This window comes from Nonomuraea helvata, from assembly GCF_039535785.1.
GTDB lineage: Bacteria > Actinomycetota > Actinomycetes > Streptosporangiales > Streptosporangiaceae > Nonomuraea > Nonomuraea helvata.
The window spans coordinates 499764-519047 of sequence record NZ_BAAAXV010000009.1 but is presented as its reverse complement, the minus strand read 5'-3'; the positions used below and the strand labels follow the sequence as shown (position 1 = coordinate 519047).

The window sequence follows — 19284 nt, the reverse complement described above, 5'->3', positions numbered from 1 at the left end:
GGCCCCGCCGTCCGGTCACATCACCAGGGGGCCGCCGGCGTGCGCTGCCAGGCTAACCGGGCCGCTCCCGCCAGGGCCGCGTGCACGCCCAGGGTGCTCTGGTGGACGCGTACCGCCCGGACGAACGCCAGCCCTGATACGTCGTCAAGCATGCGCTCCAGCGGGTCGAACAGCACCTTTCCCGCCGCCGACACGCCACCACCGACGACCACCGTGGTGATCTCTACTGCGGCCGCCGTGGAGGCGATCATCCCGGCCAGCGCCCGCGCGCCGCGTTCGAACGCCGCCACCGCGATCGGATCGCCTGCTGCGGCGTCTCTGGCGAGTGCTCGCGCGTCCGCCTTCTCATCCGCTTGGCCTGAGGAGGGCGACCAGCCGTTGTCGAGGGCCCAGCGGGCGAGGTTGGGGCCGCTGGAGTAGCGCTCGACGCAGCCCCGGCCGCCACACTCGCACCGCTCGCCATAGGGATCGATGGACATGTGACCGACGTGCCCCGCGTTCCCGGTCGTCCCCAGCAGCGGCCTGCCGTCGATCACCAGCCCGCCGCCGATCCCGGTGGACACCACGATCCCGAGCAGCGAGCTGCTGTCTCGGCCCGCCCCCAGCCAGTGCTCCCCGAGTGCGAAGCACTGCGCGTCGCCCGCGAGGACGGTGGGCAGCCCCGTCAGCCTCCGCACCTCCTCGCGCAGGGGGAAGCCGCGCCAACTGGGCATGTTCACCGGGCTCACCGTCCCGGCGGTCAGATCCAGCGGTCCGGCGCAGCCGATCCCGACGGCCTCCGGTGGCGGGCCGTCCTCGGTCACTTCCGCGATGAGCGCGGTCAGGGCGGACATGACGTCCGTACGTGGCGTGGGCCGCGTACCGGAACGCAATACGGAACCCTCTTCGTCCACCAGTGCGGCGGCGAGCTTGGTTCCTCCGATGTCAATGGCAAGTACGTAGTTCATCAATGTTTGTGGTGGTTGTCGGGCTGGCGGGGATCGCCAGGGTGTTCGAGTCCGGGCACGAGTTCGACCTTCTTGGCGCGCATGTCATCCAGCCGGCGCGCGAAGGCCCTCCGCCGCGCGGCATCCAGCAGCGTCGCTCCACTCCGGTCTTGCCGGGGTGGGATGGCGGTTGGTGGTGGCCGAAGGGCGGCTCCTCGCTCTTTGACGGGGGTGACGATGGCGACATGCCAGCCCAAGGCATCCTGTACGGGGCCTACCAGAGTGCCGTGTGGATGGCGCTGGAGCGCTTCGGCTATCGCCGTAGGAAGGAAGTCGAGCGAGGCCGCCGGGCCGAGCGGGTCGAGGGCGTCGGGCGTCGCGCGCTGGGCGCTCGACTGATCCGGGAAGAGGCGGTGCCGGATGAGGTACTGCGGGGAACGCTCGACGCGGGCGATGGACCGCCATTCCGGTGGGGCTGCCACATCGGCGGTGACGTGCTCGAACACGGCACGCACCCACGGATTGCCGTTGTACGCGGCGGTGTTGATGGAGCCCAGTTCGACGGCCGCCACGCCGTCGAACGGCTCGGCCTCCACCGGATCGAGCCCCAGATCCGCTGCCACCGCTTCGCACAGCGCCTCCGTGAGGATGACCTGGGTCAGCCATCTGGCGAGTTGACGGTCTTCCGAGCTGCCGGGCACGGGCAGCGTCGCGCGGAAGGGACCGTCGCGCAGGTCGGCGAGGCGTCGTTCGAGCCGCTCGCGGGGGATCGGACGGCCGTCGACCCACCCGGCCACCGCCCCGATGCCGGGCGCCGAGGCCGCCCCCGTGGCAGCCGGACGCACGCCCTCCGCCACCGGCCCGCCCCAAGCCCGGCCGCCTTCCAGACGCTGCACGCGGGTCGTCATCGGGTCACCTCCAGTCGGATCGCCGGGCTGTACTGGCAGCGGCCGAACCACATGACCTTGGCCAGGGCCCAGGCGTGGCCTTCAGGCGCGTCCTCGGGGACCTCCACCCGGAACGACACGTCCACCGTTTCGCCTGCTGCGACCGTGAAGCCCTGGATGACCTCGGGGAGCAGGTGCCACGTCCCCCAGGGCGAGGCGAGCTGGGACTCGCCGCGGATCTCATCGGAGGTGGTGTTGGTGAGCCTCAGGACGAGGGAGGTGCTGGTGCCGGTACGGAGAGCGAGGGCGTCGGTGACGGGGGAGACGGACAGCCCTGTGGGGCGGCCCTCGGCGGACTTGGTGCCGCGGTCGGCCCTGGTGGAGGCATCGGGTGTGCCCTGGCTCGGAAGCTCGGGGGTGGGGTTGAGTGCCACTGTGGTGACGTCTTCGATGACCTGGCCGCCTGCCGAGGTCCGGGCGGAGACGAAGTGCAGGCCCGTGGCAGGGTGGGCGTTTCCGGAAGAGGCCGACGGAGTCACCGTGACCGGGAAGCGGAGGTGGCCGCCCGGCGGCAGACGGAAGGCGCGTTGGGCCGGGGAGGCGGTCCAGCCTTCCGGGACGTGGAGGGTGACCAGGCCCTCGTGGGCATCGTTCGTCAGGTGGGAGGAGAGCACCACGTCCACCTCGAAGGGCTCTTCGCCCGACGGCGTGACCAGGCCGGGACTGATCGCAAGAGAGATCGGCAGGTAGCCGAGCGGAGCCGGGCCCTTGTTGTGGAGCCAGTAGCGGGTGAAGACCGGCTGGGCCTGCTCCGCGGTGGGGCCGAGCTCGGGAGGCGCGGTGCCGGATTCCATCGGAGTGCCCCCGTCTGTGGTGGTCAGGTAGGTGGCGATCTCGGAGCCGGTCAGACGGAGGCTCGTGACCGGGGCGCCGCGGTGCTCCAGAAGGTTGGAGTGCGTCAAGGAGTGCAGAGGGAGGAGCGGGGAGCTGATCTCCGCTGTGGACCCCAGGCCGGTGGCTTCGACCAGGCGGATCGTCACGCCTTGGTCGGGCCCGGTGGTGTGGCCGTGGGCGTGGGGATTGCCGGTGGCTTTGAGGGTGCCCAGGAGGACGTCCCGGGCGGGGGTGATGGTCAGGAGGGAGTGGGTCTGGGGGAGGTCGCCGGCCTGGGGCGTCGTGAGGGTGCGGGGGAGCAGAGGAGTGATGTGCTCCTGAGCCCTGGCGGGGAGTCGCTGGGCTCGCCAGTCGCCCTCGCCGCCGACCAGGGCGTACGAGAACTCGTGCGTCCAGTGCTGGAGCTGGAAGCCCGAGCCGTCCGGCGTCGTGCGGTGAGGTGGGTCCAGCCAGATGCCGGACGGCCAGCCCGTGCAGGAGCGCATCAACGACAGGTGCAGCGCGCCCGATGGGTCGACCGCGAAGCCGGGCAGGCCGTAGGCGAGCAGGGCGACCGTGCGGTCGTCGAGGTGCTCCGTGCCCAGGGGGCACACCGCTTCGATCGTCGCGTCGTCCAGGTCCGTCACGAGGTCGGCGATCGGGCCTGCGACGATCAGGGCCGGGAGGGCGCGTACGTCACGTAGGTCGGCGCTCGGTTGCCAGACCGCCGGGAGCGGGTGTTCGGCCGGGATCCACACCCGGGACTCGCCGGACTTCAGGGCGTCCAGGTAGACCGGGTCCGCCCGGGAGAGGATCTCGGCGGCCAGCGGATTGGTGTCGGGGCCGCCGAGGACGATGCGTACGTCCGGAAGGTTAGAGTCGACGTCGAGCCAGCCGTACCTCGTGCCTGGGGCGGAGGACGTGGTGGCGGTCACGCCCACGCGGGCCAGGGCCACCACCAGGTCACGGGCCTCCGGGGCGTCCTCCAGGGTGGGCACCACGACCTCGGCCACGCCCAACGCGCGGGCGCCCGCTTCGCCGAGGTCGACCTTCGCCGTGGCCGACAGGCCGAACCAGGTGTTGGCCGGGTTGTCGAGCGTCCACGGGTGCTCGGCCGAGTCCACGTCGGGGAGCGCGAAGCCGCGCCCCACCACGGCGCCCGAGACGTCGGACACCGGCAGCGCCCCTTCCACGTGGGCCGGGAAGCGGACGCGGAGCAGGCGGTCGGCGCCGGTGTGGTCGAGCACGCGGGTGGTGAACTCGATCCGGTCGGAGCCGGCCGGCAAGGTGACGGTCTGCTCGTAGGCGATCTCGCCGACCTGCCCGGTGACGGTCAGGCGCCGGCCTGTCGGGCCGGCGTCGGCGCGTGCGGTCGCGGCGTGCGTGTCCGCGGAGCCCACGACCCGGCCCGTGGGGATGAGGTGCCAGGGGCCCTCGCCCATGTCCGGGTGCTGGGGGTATTCGTCGTACAGGCGGAGCTCGTTGCCGGGCCCGGTGAGGAGTTCGCGCCCCGTGGATCGGTCGAGGATCGAGGTCAGCGCGCCGCCTCGGGCGGGATCGGCCGTGACCTGCCATCGGTCGTTCTCGATGGTGATCGGGCCACCGGTCGGGTCGGCGGTCGGGTGCCAGGTGGCGGCGGAGCCGTTCACGATCCGGTACGTACGCCAGCCCATGGACGGAACGTCGCGGGCCAGGAACGTCAGCGTGCCGTGCTCCCGGACGGCGGGGACATGGGCGCCCGAGGGATCGGCCAGGGTCTGCCCGGCCGGCAGGCGCACGCGGACCAGGCCGTCGCGGGCGAAGGGGAGCGTGTTGGTCACCACCACGCTCGCCGCGTCCACGCCGATCCGGCCCGTCAGGGCGCTGAGTGCGTTGTCCCGGGCGGTCGTGGCCAGGTCGTACGCCTCTCGCCAGCCGGTCAGCAGGTCGATGTAGACCTGGTCGGACTCCGAGCCGGTGATCGCGTCGTGGTGCGCGCCGTAGGCCAGCTGGCGCCACACCTTGTCGAGCGCCGTGTGCGGATAACGGCCGAGCCCGAGCAGGCTCGCGAACGTCGACAGCCGCTCGGCGTCCAGGGCGGCCACCTCGGCGGCGCGCTGGGCCTGCTTGGTGTCGATGTACGACACGTCCTTGCCGGTGTAGACGGGGTTCATGTCGCGGGTCTGGGGGCTGAATGACGACAGGTCGGCGCGGACGGCGTCGAGGAAGTCTCGAGGAGTGGCGCAGACGAACCTGGGCCAGACATAGCGGCTCGCCCACGTGCGGTGGATGTCGGTGACCCACTTGTTGGGCGGGGTGTAGTCGGTGCCGACGGGGAGCAGGATGTTCTTGGTCGCGGCCACCGGCTTGAGCGAGCGGTAGAGGCCGTAGACCGCCTGGCAGGCCTCCTCCAGGGACGGCGAGGAGTCCATCCACCAGCCCGCGGAGTAGTGGCCGGGCATGTAGTGGGTCAGCACCCCCTGGCCGGACGGCGAGATCCACTCGAACTCGCTCGGGAACTGCATCAGCGCGGCGTCGTTCTTGGCCTGCTTGAAGTTCTTGCCGATCGGGCCCCACTGGTGGAAGGGGCCGCGCGCCCACGCGCTGCCGGTCAGCCCGGCCGCCGCCAGGTAGCCCGGGAACTGCGGGTCGTGGCCGAACACGTCGAGCTGCCACGCGGTGCGCGGATCGCCGCCCAGGATGTCGCGCTGGTAGCCGATGCCGTAGACGAGGTTGCGGATCGTCGTCTCGGCACCGGTCAGGTTGGTGTTGGGCTCGTTGTAAGTGCCGCCGATCAGCTCGACCCTGCCCTCGGCCATGAGGGCGCGCAGGTCGGCCCGCCGCTCGGGATGGGTGTCGAAGAACGGCTTGAGATAGTCGACCTCGGCCAGCACGAAACGGTAGTCGGGGTCGCGGAGCGCCAGCTCGATGTGGGCCTCGACCAGCGCGAACGCGTTTCGCTCCCACAGCGGCCTGGTGGTGCCGTCGCCGGAGAGCAGCTCCCACGGGCTGGTGTAGGCCGCCTGCGTGTTCCACCACACCGGGTCGTAGTGGAAGTGGGACACCATGTACATGGTCCAGCCCGGCTCCTCGGCCGTGACCGTGACCTCCAGCGACTCCTCGCCCAGCGTGAGCACGCAGGGCACGGTGCTGCCAGACGGCGCGGACACGGCCATGGGCACCTCGAGGACGGCGGCGGCCGCGGGCACGGTCACCGGCTCGGCCAGCCGCACGCCCTCGCCGCTCAGCTCCAGCGACGACTCGTGCTCTCCTTCGGCAACGGTGACTCTCAGCACCTGGCAGGGCGCGTCGTGGGAGCCCACGAACAGATCGGTCGACTCTGCGGACAACAGGCGGCAAGGCAAGGGGACCTCCTGAGCATGTTGCTGGCGCCCGCAACACTAAGCCCTTCCAAGATCAATGACAACGATGTCAACGATTGCCTGTGGATAACTCGGCCTAGCTGCCTGGCGTCTGTGGATAACTCTTCGCCCGGGAGGCCGGCGTACGCAACACCCGCGGCGAACGCCGGACGCGGTCGGGCGGCGTGCCGAGGGCGCCGGGGGACATGGAAGGATTGCGGCATGAGCGCAGTGAAACTCGACGGCAAGGCGACCGCCGCCAAGATCAAGGCAGACCTCACGGCCCGGGTGGCCGCGCTCAAGGAACGCGGCATCACGCCCGGCCTGGGCACCGTGCTGGTGGGCGACGACCCCGGCAGCCAGATCTACGTCGCGGGCAAGCACCGTGACTGCGCCGAGGTGGGCATCGCCTCCATCCGCGTCGACCTTCCGGCGACCGCCACCCAGGCCGAGGTCGAGGCGGCCGTCGACGAGCTCAACGCCTCACCCGAGTGCACCGGCTACATCGTCCAGCTCCCGCTCCCCAAGCACCTCGACACGATGGCCCTGCTCGAGCGCATGGACCCGGCCAAGGACGCCGACGGCCTCCACCCGGTCAACCTGGGCCGCCTCGTCCACATGGTCGACGCCCCGCTCCCGTGCACCCCGCACGGCATCGTGCTGCTCCTGCAGGAGTACGGCGTGCCGATCAAGGGCGCGGAGGTGGCCGTGGTCGGGCGCGGCATCACGGTGGGCCGCTCGCTCGGCCTCCTGCTGACCCGCCGCAGCGAGAACGCCACCGTGACCCTCTGCCACACCGGCACCCAGGACCTGGCCGGCCACGTTCGCCGGGCGGACATCGTGGTGGCGGCGGCAGGCGTGCCCGGCCTGATCACCCGCGACATGGTCAAGCCCGGCGCGGCCGTTCTCGACGTGGGGGTCTCCCGCGTGAACGGGAAGATCGCCGGTGATGTCGCGCTGGACGTGGCCGAGGTCGCGGGCTTCCTCACCCCCAACCCCGGCGGCGTCGGCCCCATGACCCGCGCCCTGCTCCTGTCCAACGTGGTCGAGGCCGCCGAGCGCCTCCACTGAGCCACGCGGCACCTTTCCGCGGGCGGCGGACCCCGCCGCCCGCACCCCCACGCAACGCCTCAGAACGGGTACGCGGCGATGTCCCCCTGCATCGTGACCCACTGCGTCTCCGTGAAGGCGTCCACGTTCGCCCCGGTGCCGCCGAACCGGGCCCCCGTCCCCGAGGCCCCCACCCCGCCGAACGGCGCCACGGCCTCGTCGTCCACGGTCTGGTCGTTGATGTGCACGATCCCCGTCGGCACCAGGTCGGCCAGCGCCAGCCCCTTCATCACGTCGCGGGTGAGGATGCCCAGCGAGAGCCCGTACTCGGAGTCCGCGGCCAGCGCCGCCGCCTCCTCCAGCGTGGAGAACGTCGTCACCGGCGCCACCGGCCCGAACACCTCCTCCGCGTACGCGGGCGCGGTCACCGGCACCTCCGCCAGCACCGTGGGCCGGTAGAACAGCCCCTCGTACGTCCCCCCGGCCGCGAGCCGGGCCCCGGCCTCCACGCTGGAGGTGACCAGCCGGTGCACCCGGTCACGCTGCCCCGCGTCGATGAGCGGCCCGAGCGCGACCTGCCCGGTGGCGGGGTCGCCGACCGGTAGCTCCGCGGCCTTGGCGGCCAGGCGCTCGACGTACTCCTCGGCCACGGCCTCGTGCACGAGGTGCCGCCCCGAGGTCATGCAGATCTGCCCCTGGTGGAAGAACGACGCCCACGCGCCCGCCGAGGCGGCCGGGCCGAGATCGGCGTCGTCGAACACGACCAGCGCCGAGTTCCCGCCCAGCTCCAGGTGGACCCGCTTGAGCAGGCGCGCCGCGGCCTCGCCGACCCGGCGCCCGGCGGCGGTGGAGCCGGTGAAGGAGATCACGGGGATGTTCGGGTCGGCGACCAGCGCCTGACCGGCCTCGGGACCGCCGGGCAGCACGTGCAGCAGCCCGTCCGGCAGCCCGGCCTCCTCGAAGACCCGCGCGATCGCGAACCCGCCGCAGACGGCCGTGCGCTGGTCCGGCTTGAACACGACCGCGTTCCCCAGAGCGAGCGCCGGAGCGACCGACCGGATGCCCAGGATCAGCGGGAAGTTGAACGGCGCGATCACCCCCACCACCCCGACCGGCACCCGCCGCGCGAAACTGAGCCGCTTGCGGGCCGTCGGCAGCACCTCGCCAAGGGGCTGTGAGGCCAGCGCCGCCGCCTCGTAGCACTCCTGCGCCGCCACGTGCGTCTCGAACCCGGCCTTGCCCGGCACGCCGCCGGACTCGCGGACGATCCACTCCTGGATCTCCTGCGCGTGCTCCTCGAACAGCCGCCCGGCCCGCCGCAGCAGCGCCGCCCGCTCCTCGTACGGCGTCGCGGCCCACGCCCGCTGCTCCTGCCGCGCCCGTACGGCCGCCGCCGCCACGTCATCGGCGCCGGCCGTGCCCGCGCGCCCGAGCTCATTGCCGGTCGCGGGCTCGATGACCGGGGCGTCACCGGCCCGCGAGGCCGTCCATCCGCCGTCGAAGACCGATCCCGTCCAGATCTTGGGGTCGAGGAACGTCATGGTGAGCCTCCTAAGGCTGGTAATCCGGGTCCACGGTCACGGTCACGTCGAGCAGCAGCGGTTCGTCGCGGGTGGAGAGCGTCGGCAGCACCTCGTCCAGCGCCGCCGTCAGCTCGTCGTAGGTGTCCACCCGCCTGGCCGGGCAGCCCAGCGACCGCGCCAGGCCGCGCATGTCCACCTCGGTGAACGGCGGCCACGGCGCCTTGCCGCCCTGCTTGTCGGCCAGCCGGTCCATGATCGCGTACCGGCCGTTGGCGAGCACCACGAACAGCGCGCCCACCCGGTAGTGCGCGGCGCTCCAGAGCGCGTGCACGCCGTAGAGCGCCGACCCGTCGCCCACGACCGCGACCACGGGACGCTCCGGCAGCGCCATCCGCAGGCCGACCGCGGCGGGCACGGCGAACCCCAGCCCGCCCATGGCCGCCGACAGGAAGCCGAGCGGGGTCCTGGCGGGTACGAGCCGGTGCAGGTCGGGGCGGGAGGACGGGGTCTCCTCGATCAGCGCGGTGTCGGCGGGCAGCCGCAGCGCCAGCTCTTTCAGCACGTGCGCCGCCCGCAACGGCCGCCCTTCCGCCGGCCGACCGGGAACGTCGGGTACGTCAGAACGCCGCGCCACCGGATGCCGGGCGGGAAGCAGGGCGGCCAGGCTAGCGCAGACGGCCGACGGCGAGGCGAGGTAGGCCAGGGCGGCCGGGCTCCGATGCGCCTCGGCCGGGTCGTCCGTGACCACAGCGACCGACGTCCCCGGCGCCACCAGCGGACCGGGCGCGTACGGGTACTGCCGGAACACCGGCGCCCCCACGGCCAGCACCACGTCATGCGGGGCCAGCGCCTCCCGCAGCCGGCCCCGGTCGGCCGGCAGCACCCCGGCGTACTGCGGATGGTCCTGCGGGAACCCGGCACGACCGCCGAACGGCTCCTGGAACACCGGACACCCGAGCCGCTCGGCCAGCAGGACCAGCGACTCCCATCCCGCTCTCGCCCCCGCGACGATCGCCGGGAACCGGGCCCCGGACAGCAGCTCCACCAGCGGCGCCAGGTCCCCGTCCGAGACGGCGACCGGCCGCATCACCTGAACAGGCGCCGCCACCGTCTCCCCTGAGAAGGGCGCCTCCCAGTCGTCCATCGGCACCACCACCAGCGCGGGCCCGTGGAAGGTCGTCGCCTCGTGAAAGGCCCGCGCCACCGCCCCAGGCACGTCCTGCGCCCGTACCGGCTGATCCACCCAGACCGGATAATCCCCGGCCAGCCCGTGGATCCGCCCGGTCAGGAACGGCTCCAGCGCCAGATGCCGCCGATCCTGCTGCCCGACCAGGATGACGAGCGGCACCCGGTTCACCCGGGCGGTGGCGACGGCCCCCACCGCGTTACCCAGCCCCGCCGTGGTGTGCAGGACGGCCAGCGCGGGCGCCTCCTGCCCGATGGCCCACCCCGTGGCCATGCCCACGACCGAACCCTCGTGGAGGGCGAGCACGAAACGCAGGTCGTCCGGCAGCCCGGTCAGCAGCGTCACCTCGGTCGAGCCGGGGTTGCCGAAGACCGTGGTCAGCCCGTACCGCCTGAGCACGTCGAACGTGGCGTCCCTGACCGTCGTCACCGCTCGCCTCTCTCCTGCTTGATCTGCCGGAGCGCGACGCACGGCGACTCCTATGTGTTCGCGATGCGCACAGGTATTCTCTGACCGAACAGCCCCGTACCGCGGAACCTACGCCTTCACCCGCCCATGTCAAGGGGATCACCATGGCTGATCACGTGCAGTCGCTGGCGCGAGGGCTCGCGGTGATCCGGGCCTTCAGCGCCGCCGAGCCCGAGCTGACGCTCAGCCAGGTGGCCCGCGCGACCGGGCTGAGCAGGGCGACGGCCCGGCGGTTCCTGCTCACGCTCGAGGACCTGGGATACGTGCGCAGCGACGGGCGGCTGTTCGCGCTCACGCCCCGGGTGCTCGAGCTGGGGTACGCGTACCTGTCGAGCCTGTCGCTGCCCCAGGTCGCCGATCCCCACCTGGAACGCCTCGCCGCCGAGGTGCACGAGTCGGCCTCGGTCGCGGTGCTGGACGGGGAGGACGTCGTGTACGTGGCCCGGGTGGCGACGGCCCGGATCATGCGCGTGACGATCAGTATCGGGACCCGGTTCCCGGCCTACTGCACGTCGATGGGGCGGGTGCTGCTCGCCGCCCTCCCACCGGACTCGCTGGACGCCTATCTGGAGCGCGCCTCGCTGCGCCGGCTCACCTCCCACACGATCGTGCTGCCCGCGGCGTTGCGCGCGGAGCTGGGCAAGGTGCGCGGGCGGGGGTGGGCGATGGTGGACCAGGAGCTGGAGGAGGGGCTCCGCTCGATCGCCGCGCCCATCCGCGACCGGTCCGGCCGTACGGTGGCCGCGGTGAACGTCTCGACCCACGCCAGCCGCACGACTCTCCAGGCGGCCCGGCGCGACCTGCTGCCCCCGCTGCTGGCCACGGCCGCCAAGATCGAAGCCGACCTCGCGGCCCTGTCGGCCGCCCGCGCCTGACCGGCCTCTTGCCCGCGCCCCGTCCCCCTGATGGTGGGCACGTTGGCGTCGGCGTGGCGTCCTTCCGCACCCTCTCCCTCCGGGGGGACAGCAACCACCGACGGCGGGAAGAGTCAGCGGTTGCGGTAGCGGTCCGTGGCCTCGCGGGTCGCGCGGATGGCGGCGTCGGCCGAGTCGTACGTCCGCTGCGCCAGCCCCACGAAAATGCAGTCCACGATCAGCAGCTGGCTGATCCGGCTGGCCAGCGCCCCCGGCCGGAAGGCCGTCTCCCGGCCCGCCGACACCAGCGTGTGGTCCGCCAGCTCGGCCAGCGAGGACCGCGGGTTGTTGGTGATCGCCACGATCAACGCCCCGGTCTCGGCGGCCGTCCGAGCGGGCACCAGCACGTCAGGCGTCTCACCGCTGCAGCTGATCGCGACGGCCACGTCCCCTTCCCGGAGCAGCGCGGCGCTGGTCAGAGCCAGGTGCGCGTCGCTGAACGGATGGCTCGACAGCCCGATCCGCAGCAGCTTCTGCGACATGTCCGCCGCCACAAGCCCGGAGGCCGCGACCCCGTACACGTCCACCCGCCGCGCCAGCGAGATCGCCTTGACCACCTCGCCCAGCTGATCGGGATCGAGCTGCGCGGCGGTGTCGGCCAGCGCCTCGGACTCGGCCCGCGCCACCTTGGCGATCACGTCCGTCAGCGGGTCGTCGGGCGCGAGGTCGCCGGGCACGAGCCGCTCCGGCTCCTTGGCCACGGCCGCCGCCAGCGCGAAGCGCATCTGGGAGTACCCCGAGAAGCCCAGCGCGCGGGCGGTCCGGACGATGGTGGCCTCGCTCGTCCCGGAGACCGCGCTGAACTCGGTGATCGTGCTCCGCACCACCAGCCCGGGATCGTCCAGGATGATGCGGGCGATGCCCTGCGCCGCCGGCGTGAGCGACGGCAGCACGGCGCGTACGGCGGCGACCGGGTTGGCGGGTTCGGCGGTCACTGAGTCAGCCATTCGGCCGCGGCCTGCGCGGACACGCGGGAGATCCCGTGAGTGGCCACGTGTACGGCCGCACCCGGGGGCGCGGGCACGCCGGTGTCCACCACGATCGCGTCGGGCCGCATCGCCAGGGCCCTGGTCACCGTCGAGCGCACCCAATCGTGCCGGGCTGCGTCGTGCACCACCAGCACGACCGGCCGTTCGTCGCTCGCGAGATCCGGCAGCTCTCCCGAGGTGTCCAGCTGCAGGCGTGCCGTGTTCGGCAGCAGGGCGGTGAGCGCCGCCGTGATGCCGGTCGGCGTGGCGGCGTCGACGGCCTTGCTGAAGCGGGTGTTGACCTCGACCACCAGCGGCGCCCGGTCCAGGGTGGCGGTGCCCGAGGTGGTCAGCGCCGCCCTGGCCGCCGCCAGGCCCACGCTCTCGTCCACGTCGCCCCTGGCCTTGTCGCGCAGCGCCGCCTGCGCGCCGTACCACTCGGAGAGCGCCAGCACCCTCGCGGCCGCCTCGGCGAGCCGCTCCTCGGGCAGTTCCCCGGAGCGCACGGCGGCGACGATCGCGTCGCGCATCTCGTACACGATCTCCTCGGAGCCCTGCCCCACGCAGATGGCGTCCACGCCCGCGTTCAGCGCTCGCACCGCGATCTCGCCGGGGCCGAACATGGCGGCCACCGCCTGCATGTCGATCGAGTCGGTGACGAGCATGCCGTCGAAGCCGAGCTCGCCCCTGAGGAGCTCGGTCATCGCGGTACGGCTCAGCGTCGCCGGCATCGACGGATCGAGAGCGGGAATGAGCAGGTGGCCCGACATGACAGCGCGCACCCCGGCGTCGATCGCGGCCCGGAACGGCGGGAGGTCGCGCGAGAAGAGCACCTCGCGGGAGGCGTGCACGGTCGGCAGCGCCAGGTGGGAGTCGGTGACCGTGTCGCCGTGGCCGGGGAAGTGCTTGGCGCACGCGGCCACGCCCGCGCCCTGCACGCCGTTCACGTACGCGACCGTGTGGCGGGAGACCAGCTCGGGGGAGGGGCCGAACGAACGGACGCCGATGACCGGGTTGGCCGGGTTGGAGTTCACGTCGGCGTCTGGCGCGTAGTTGAGCGTGATGTCCAGCTCCGCGAGCATCCTGCCGATCTGGCGGCCCACCCGCTCGGTGAGCGCCACGTCGTCCACCACGCCCAGCGCCCGGCTGCCGGGAAAGGAGCTGCCGTCCTGGACCTCCAGGCGGGTGACCGTGCCGCCCTCCTCGTCGATGGCGATGACGGCCGCCGGGTTCTCGGCGCGTATGTGCCGTACGAGCTGTGCGTCGATGGCGTTGCGGGAGAACAGGACGACCCCGCCGAGACCTTCGCCCAGGGCGCGCCGCAGCCAGTCGGGAGTGGAGACCCCCTCGTACCCTGGATGCAGCACGGTCATCGCCAGTCTGGACAGGTCACCGCTCATCGGCATTTTCCTTCACGGTTGTTGATCTGAAGGTAATTTTCTGTCATCGTCGCCTTCGATACAACCACTTTCGAGAGGCCACCCCCCAATGCCCAGCAGAAGGACTCTCCTCAAGGGTCTCGCGCTCGCCGCCGCCTCCGTCGCCGTCCCGCTGCCCGCGTTAGCAGAGGCGGCGGACTACGTTCCGCCGCTGCACCAGATGCGCGGCATGTGGATCGCCTCCGTGGTCAACATCAACTGGCCCTCGAAGCCTGGGCTGACCGCGGAGCAGCAGAAAGCCGAGTATCTCGCCTGGCTGGACGTGGCTCAGCAGCGCAAGCTCAACTCGGTGTTCGTGCAGATCAGGCCGACCGCGGACGCGTTCTGGCCGTCGCCGTTCGAGCCCTGGTCACAGTACCTGACCGGCACCCAGGGGCAGAACCCCGGCTACGACCCGCTCGGGTTCGCCGTGGAGGAGACGCACAAGCGCGGCCTGGCCTTCCATGCCTGGTTCAACCCGTACCGCGTCTCGATGCAGGCCGACCCCGCCAAGCTGCACCCCGACCACCCCGGGCGCAAGCACCCCGACTGGATCCTGCCGTTCGGCGGCAAGCTCTACTACAACCCGGGCCTGCCGGAGGTGCGGAAGTTCTGCCAGGACGCGATGATGGACGCGGTCACCCGCTATGACATCGACGGCCTGCACTTCGACGACTACTTCTACCCGACCAACACCACGGCCTTCGACGACAGTGCCGCGTTCGCCAAGTACGGCGCCGGCTTCCCCGACCTGGCCTCCTGGCGGCGCAACAACGTCGACCTCATGGTCCAGGAGATGCAGCAGCGGGTCCTCCAGGCCAAGCCGGACATCGCGTGGGGCATCAGCCCGTCGGGCATCTGGCGCAACAAGGCCAGCGACCCGCTCGGGTCCGAGACCAGCGGCGGCCAGTCGTACGACGGCCTGCACGCCGACACCCGCGGCTGGGTCAAGAAGGGCTGGCTCGACTACATCGCGCCGCAGCTCTACTGGTACATCGGGCAGCCGCCGGCCGACTACTCCAAGCTTGTCCCCTGGTGGTCGGACGTGGCGAGCGGCACGAACACCCAGCTCTGGATCGGCCAGGCCGCCTACAAGGCGGGCGACCCGGCGCAGGCGGCCCAGTGGCAGGCCCCCGGCGAGCTGTCCAGTCACCTGACCCTCAACCGGGACCACCCCGAGGTCGGCGGCGACATCTGGTACAACGCCAACGACGTCAAGGTCGACAGGATCGGCTCCATCACGACCGCCGTCAACGACCACTACCAGCGGCCGGCGCTCGCTCCCGTGCTGCACAGGCTGGCGGACGGCGAGCCGCCGCACCGGCCCGTGCTGGCGTACGCGCTGCGCCGCTCCGGCGGGGTCGAGGTGCGGGCCGTGGCCACCGGCAGGAAGGAGCCGTTCCTGTTCGCGATCTTCCGCTTCGACGGGCACGCCTCCCTGGAGGCGTTCGCCGACGCGCGCAACCTCGTCGCGATCGTGCCCGGCGACCGTCAGGTCCGCTGGACGGACCCCGACGGGAAGCGCGGCGACCACTACTACGTGGTGGCGGTGGACCGGGCCAACCGGACCAGCAAGCCGAGCAACGGCTTCAGGGTGATCTGAGAGCGCACTGCGCCTGGATCTGAGAGCGCGCTACGCCTGCTCGCGTCGCCGGCCGGTTCTCCCGGCCGGCGACCTGCCCGCCGCCCGTGAATTTTGCGGGGGCACGGTGGTTGCACCAGGGGTTCCGACGCTGCCGGAACCCCTCGCCGAAGCCCCGGTCGCGACCCGGTCCCTAAGAACCGTTCCTGAAGAAGCCCGTCCTCAAGATGCCCTTCGCCCAGCCGCCGATGGCTGCTCGGTCGAGGTGCCCGACGACCGCTGTGGTGGCACCACGGGGGTCGGGCGTACCAGACCGAGCGCGACGACCTCGTTGGCGAGGCGCGTGCGCCGGTTGGTGCCCTCGGGGATCCTGAACTTCTGGTAGAGCCGCAGCAGATGCTGCTTGACCGCGGCCTCGGTCACGACCAGGTCGTCGGCGATCTCGCGTGCGGTCGCCGGAGCGACGAACGCCTCGTCCGACAGCGCCGGCCTGCAGAGCGAGGTGAGCACGTCGACCTCGCGTCTGGTCAGCTCGGGCGCCGCCGCCCTGCGCAGCTCGACCTCAGGGGTGAAGTCCTCACGGGGGACTCCACCGATGCGACCCCGCGCCGCGCCGAACGAGACGACGTCGCCGTCGTCAAGGACCCTCCGGGCGATCGGCCTGCCGTTCACCCGCGTGCCGTTCCTGGACAGACCCAGGTCGACGACGTACAGGTAGGGTCCTCGTCTGACGAACTCGGCATGGAGCCGGGACACGCTGGGATCGGTGAGCCGGATGTCGACTCCCCGGCCCCTCCCGACCGTCGTGATCTCGGGGCGCAACGGGACCACCTCGCCAGTGTCCTCGATGCGTATGAACGGCCCCTCCACTGGCGGTTCCTCCCCTTGTGAGGCAGCGTATGAACGGCACGCCTCCTCCTGGGCACGGCAGTTCCTCCCCAGGTAGCCCGCCGTAACTATTACTACAGCTCCGGCTTACCCAAACGAGGGGATGCGGAATCGCCTTTGCTGAAAGGAGAATCCGGCGTGAAATTGGTCTGGACCTTTGCGGACGGTTTTGCCTGCTCACGGGTAGACTTCGGACGAAGATAAGCGGAGGAAACACTCATGGCGGACAAGCCCACGAAAGGTCTGGCCGATGTCGTAGCGGCGTCCACCGCGCTGAGCGACATTGACGGAAAGGCCGGCCGGCTCTTCTACCGTGGATACGACATCCACGACCTGGCCGGACGTGCGACGTTCGAGGAGACCGCACACCTGCTCCAGCGTGGCAAGCTGCCCAACCGGTCCGAGCTCGGCGCCTACGGCGAGGAGCTGGCGCAGGGCCGGGAGCTGGGCGCCCTCGTCTCCGCGAACATCGCCGAGATCGCCGAGAAACAGAAACCGATGGAGGCGCTGCGCTCGCTGGTGTCGCTCTCCGGCGCGGACGACCCCGACAAGGACTCCATCGCCCCCGACGCCAACCTGCGCAAGGCGGCCCGGCTGACCGCGCAGCAACCCCTCCTGGTGGCCCGTTACCACGCCGCCCGCACCGGCGGCAGCGTCCCCGAGCCGGACCCGTCCCTGAGCATCGCCGCGAACTTCCTGCACGAGATCACCGGCCGCGTTCCCGACCCCCGTGAGGTCGAGATCTTCGACGAGTGCCTGGTGCTCCACGCCGACCACACCATGAACGCCTCCACGTTCGCCGCCCGAGTCTGCGCCGCGACCCTCTCCGACATGCACTCCGCGATCGTCGCGGCCATCGGCACCCTCAAGGGCCCCCTGCATGGCGGCGCCAACGAGCAGGTCATGAAGACGCTGGAGTCGATCCCGTCCGGCCAGGTGGCCCAGACCGTACGCGACAAGCTCGCGGCCCACGAGAAGATCATGGGCTTCGGTCACCGCGTGTACAAGACCGAGGACCCGCGCGCTACCCACCTGCGCAGGATGTCCGCCGAACTGGCTGAGGCGAGCGGCGACGACACCTACTATCGGATGTCCAAGGAAATGGAGGAGGTCGTCTTCGAGACCAAGGGCCTCTATCCGAACGTCGACTTCTACGCGGCTTCGGTCTACCACTATCTCGGCATCCCGACGGACCTGTTCACGCCGGTCTTCTCGGTCAGCCGGATGTCCGGCTGGACGGCCCACGTCATCGAGCAGCATGCGGACAACAGGCTGATCCGGCCCGACAGTGAGTACATCGGAGAGACCGACCAGAAGTGGAAGCCGATCGACGAGCGATGAGCCTGGGCCGGAGAGAGCGAGGCACGATGCCAACGGAGGCCCGCAGCGAATGCGACCATCGGCACGCGCGTTGAGCGAAAGCGTCGAGAGTTGAGCGATCATCGGACTGAGCGCGACAGCTGGGGACCGTACCCGTTGATACTGGCGGGTGCGGTCATCGGCGTGCTCGTGATCCTTCTCGTGGACCTGAACTGGGGCGGGTTCGTGCTGGGCGGCGTGATCATGTTGGCCGCCGCCCTCCGCTTCGCCGGCTACGGCGGGCCGCTGTCGGTGCGCAGCAAGAGGATCGACGTCATCACCCTTGCCGGGTTCGGGTTCGTGTTGGTCCTGACGTCACTCTTGCTTTACAACAACGAGCTCAAGGCGCTGATCCTGTCCCTTTTCGCCCGTTGACCGGACGGTCCGATAGCCTCAACGCATCGATTCATTGAAGGGGAACCATTCGCATGCCCAAGATCAAGGTGGAGGGTCCGGTCGTCGAGCTTGACGGCGACGAGATGACCCGGATCATCTGGCAATTCATCAAGGACCAGCTGATCCTTCCCTACCTCGACGTCGACCTGAAGTACTACGACCTCGGCATCGAGCACCGGGACGCGACGGACGACCAGGTCACCATCGACGCCGCCAACGCCATCAAGAAGTACGGCGTCGGTGTGAAATGCGCCACCATCACCCCGGACGAGGCGCGGGTCGAGGAGTTCGGTCTCAAGAAGATGTGGAAGTCCCCCAACGGGACCATCCGCAACATCCTCGGCGGCGTGATCTTCCGTGAGCCGATCATCATGTCCAACGTGCCGCGCCTCGTGCCCGGCTGGACCAAGCCGATCGTCGTCGGCCGTCACGCGTTCGGCGACCAGTACCGCGCCACCGACCTGAAGATCCCGGGCGAGGGCACGCTGACCCTGACGTTCACGCCGAAGGACGGCTCCGAGCCGATCGAGCTCGACGTGTACGACTTCCCCGGCAGCGGCATCGCGATGGCGATGTACAACCTGGACGAGTCGATCCGCGACTTCGCCCGCGCCTCGATGCGCTACGGCCTGGCCCGCAACTACCCGGTCTACCTCTCCACGAAGAACACGATCCTCAAGGCCTACGACGGCCGCTTCAAGGACATCTTCGCCGAGGTCTTCGAGACCGAGTTCAAGGCCGACTTCGAGAAGGCCGGTCTCACGTACGAGCACCGCCTCATCGACGACATGGTCGCCGCGGCGCTGAAGTGGGAGGGCGGCTACGTCTGGGCCGCGAAGAACTACGACGGCGACGTGCAGTCCGACACGGTGGCCCAGGGCTTCGGCTCGCTCGGCCTGATGACCTCGGTCCTGATGACCCCCGACGGCCGGACCGTCGAGGCCGAGGCCGCGCACGGCACCGTGACCCGCCACTACCGCGAGCACCAGAAGGGCAACCCCACCTCCACCAACCCGATCGCCTCGATCTTCGCGTGGACGCGCGGCCTTGCCCACCGCGGCAAGCTCGACAACACCCCCGCCGTGACCGAGTTCGCGAACAAGCTGGAGGAGGTCTGCGTCGAGACCGTCGAGGGCGGCCAGATGACCAAGGACCTGGCGCTCCTGGTCGGCGGCGACGCCAAGTGGCTCACCACCCAGGACTTCCTGGCGGCGCTGGACGAGAACCTCAAGAAGAAGATGTCTGCCTGAACGCCGAAAACGGCCTCTACCTGCGGTTACGCCGCTAGGTAGGGGCCGTTTCGCATGCCTGGGCCGTTATGGCTTCGGATCGGGCGCGAACACGGCGGCGACGGCGTTCCACGTCCGCTCCTGGCTGCTCGGCATGAGGTCGGTGTAGGTCCGTGGGGCGAACCCCCGGGGAGTGGTGCCCGAGATGCTCGCTGAGGGACTTGATGTTCTCCCCGGCGTCCAGGGGCACCGAGGCGTAGAGCGGGGCAGGTGCCT

14 protein-coding genes are annotated in these 19284 nt (G+C 71.0%); 6 read left to right on the top strand and 8 right to left on the bottom strand.

Features of this window, described 5'->3' with window-relative positions:
- Positions 1-20: 20 nt before the first annotated feature.
- From ABD830_RS34945 to ABD830_RS34935, 3 genes are read right to left on the bottom strand one after another with little or no spacing between them, the layout of a single operon-like run.
- Positions 21-947: an ROK family protein gene (locus ABD830_RS34945; protein WP_344997341.1), complete on the bottom strand. Its 927-nt coding sequence runs from the start codon at positions 945-947 to the stop codon at positions 21-23.
- Positions 947-1834, bottom strand: coding sequence for a DUF7158 domain-containing protein (locus ABD830_RS34940; RefSeq protein ID WP_344997339.1), 888 nt, complete (start codon positions 1832-1834; stop codon positions 947-949). The genes ABD830_RS34945 and ABD830_RS34940 overlap by 1 nt, the downstream gene beginning before the upstream one ends.
- Entirely contained in the window at positions 1831-6015 is a 4185-nt protein-coding gene (locus tag ABD830_RS34935; protein WP_344997337.1) for a glycoside hydrolase family 38 N-terminal domain-containing protein, read from the bottom strand. Before ABD830_RS34935 ends, ABD830_RS34940 begins: the two co-directional genes overlap by 4 nt.
- Positions 6016-6249: 234 nt before the next feature.
- On the opposite strand from ABD830_RS34935, the gene ABD830_RS34930 reads away from it, so the two are divergent.
- On the top strand, positions 6250-7098 hold the full coding sequence (locus ABD830_RS34930) for a bifunctional methylenetetrahydrofolate dehydrogenase/methenyltetrahydrofolate cyclohydrolase (protein WP_344997335.1): 849 nt from the start codon (positions 6250-6252) through the stop codon (positions 7096-7098).
- Positions 7099-7157: 59 nt separating this feature from the next.
- Here ABD830_RS34930 and ABD830_RS34925 read toward each other — a convergent pair whose 3' ends face one another.
- Both ABD830_RS34925 and ABD830_RS34920 read right to left on the bottom strand, forming a co-directional pair.
- Positions 7158-8618 (bottom strand): benzaldehyde dehydrogenase, encoded by a 1461-nt coding sequence (locus ABD830_RS34925; RefSeq protein WP_344997333.1) that lies wholly within the window; start codon positions 8616-8618, stop codon positions 7158-7160.
- 10 nt (positions 8619-8628) lie between these two features.
- Positions 8629-10215 carry a thiamine pyrophosphate-dependent enzyme gene (locus ABD830_RS34920; RefSeq protein WP_344997331.1) on the bottom strand — a complete coding sequence of 529 codons (1587 nt, stop codon included), beginning with the start codon at positions 10213-10215 and terminating at the stop codon, positions 8629-8631.
- 143 nt (positions 10216-10358) lie between these two features.
- Here ABD830_RS34920 and ABD830_RS34915 point away from each other — a divergent pair, with 143 nt between their 5' ends.
- Positions 10359-11129 (top strand): IclR family transcriptional regulator, encoded by a 771-nt coding sequence (locus ABD830_RS34915; RefSeq protein WP_344997329.1) that lies wholly within the window; start codon positions 10359-10361, stop codon positions 11127-11129.
- A 113-nt stretch (positions 11130-11242) separates the two neighbouring features.
- Here ABD830_RS34915 and ABD830_RS34910 read toward each other — a convergent pair whose 3' ends face one another.
- Together ABD830_RS34910 and ABD830_RS34905 are read right to left on the bottom strand one after the other, a co-directional pair.
- A complete protein-coding gene (locus tag ABD830_RS34910; RefSeq protein WP_344997327.1) occupies positions 11243-12115 on the bottom strand; it encodes a MurR/RpiR family transcriptional regulator in 873 nt (290 codons plus the stop codon).
- Positions 12100-13536, bottom strand: coding sequence for a glycoside hydrolase family 3 protein (locus ABD830_RS34905; RefSeq protein WP_344997325.1), 1437 nt, complete (start codon positions 13534-13536; stop codon positions 12100-12102). Before ABD830_RS34905 ends, ABD830_RS34910 begins: the two co-directional genes overlap by 16 nt.
- 88 nt (positions 13537-13624) lie before the next feature.
- Between ABD830_RS34905 and ABD830_RS34900 the strand changes: the two genes are divergently transcribed.
- Positions 13625-15157: a glycoside hydrolase family 10-like protein gene (locus tag ABD830_RS34900; RefSeq protein ID WP_344997323.1), complete on the top strand. Its 1533-nt coding sequence runs from the start codon at positions 13625-13627 to the stop codon at positions 15155-15157.
- A gap of 201 nt (positions 15158-15358) precedes the next feature.
- On the opposite strand, the gene ABD830_RS34895 is transcribed toward ABD830_RS34900, so the two are convergent.
- The gene (locus ABD830_RS34895) at positions 15359-16006 is read right to left on the bottom strand and encodes an FHA domain-containing protein (protein ID WP_344997321.1); all 648 of its coding nucleotides are present in this window, start codon (positions 16004-16006) and stop codon (positions 15359-15361) included.
- 237 nt (positions 16007-16243) lie between these two features.
- Between ABD830_RS34895 and ABD830_RS34890 the strand changes: the two genes are divergently transcribed.
- The 3 genes from ABD830_RS34890 (at position 16244) to ABD830_RS34880 (ending at position 19029) form a co-directional block, all read left to right on the top strand.
- Positions 16244-17365: a citrate/2-methylcitrate synthase gene (locus ABD830_RS34890; RefSeq protein WP_344997319.1), complete on the top strand. Its 1122-nt coding sequence runs from the start codon at positions 16244-16246 to the stop codon at positions 17363-17365.
- Between the two features lie 90 nt (positions 17366-17455).
- Positions 17456-17758: a DUF3017 domain-containing protein gene (locus ABD830_RS34885; RefSeq protein WP_344997317.1), complete on the top strand. Its 303-nt coding sequence runs from the start codon at positions 17456-17458 to the stop codon at positions 17756-17758.
- Between the two features lie 53 nt (positions 17759-17811).
- Positions 17812-19029 carry an NADP-dependent isocitrate dehydrogenase gene (locus ABD830_RS34880; RefSeq protein ID WP_344997315.1) on the top strand — a complete coding sequence of 406 codons (1218 nt, stop codon included), beginning with the start codon at positions 17812-17814 and terminating at the stop codon, positions 19027-19029.
- The last annotated feature ends 255 nt before the right edge of the window (positions 19030-19284 follow it).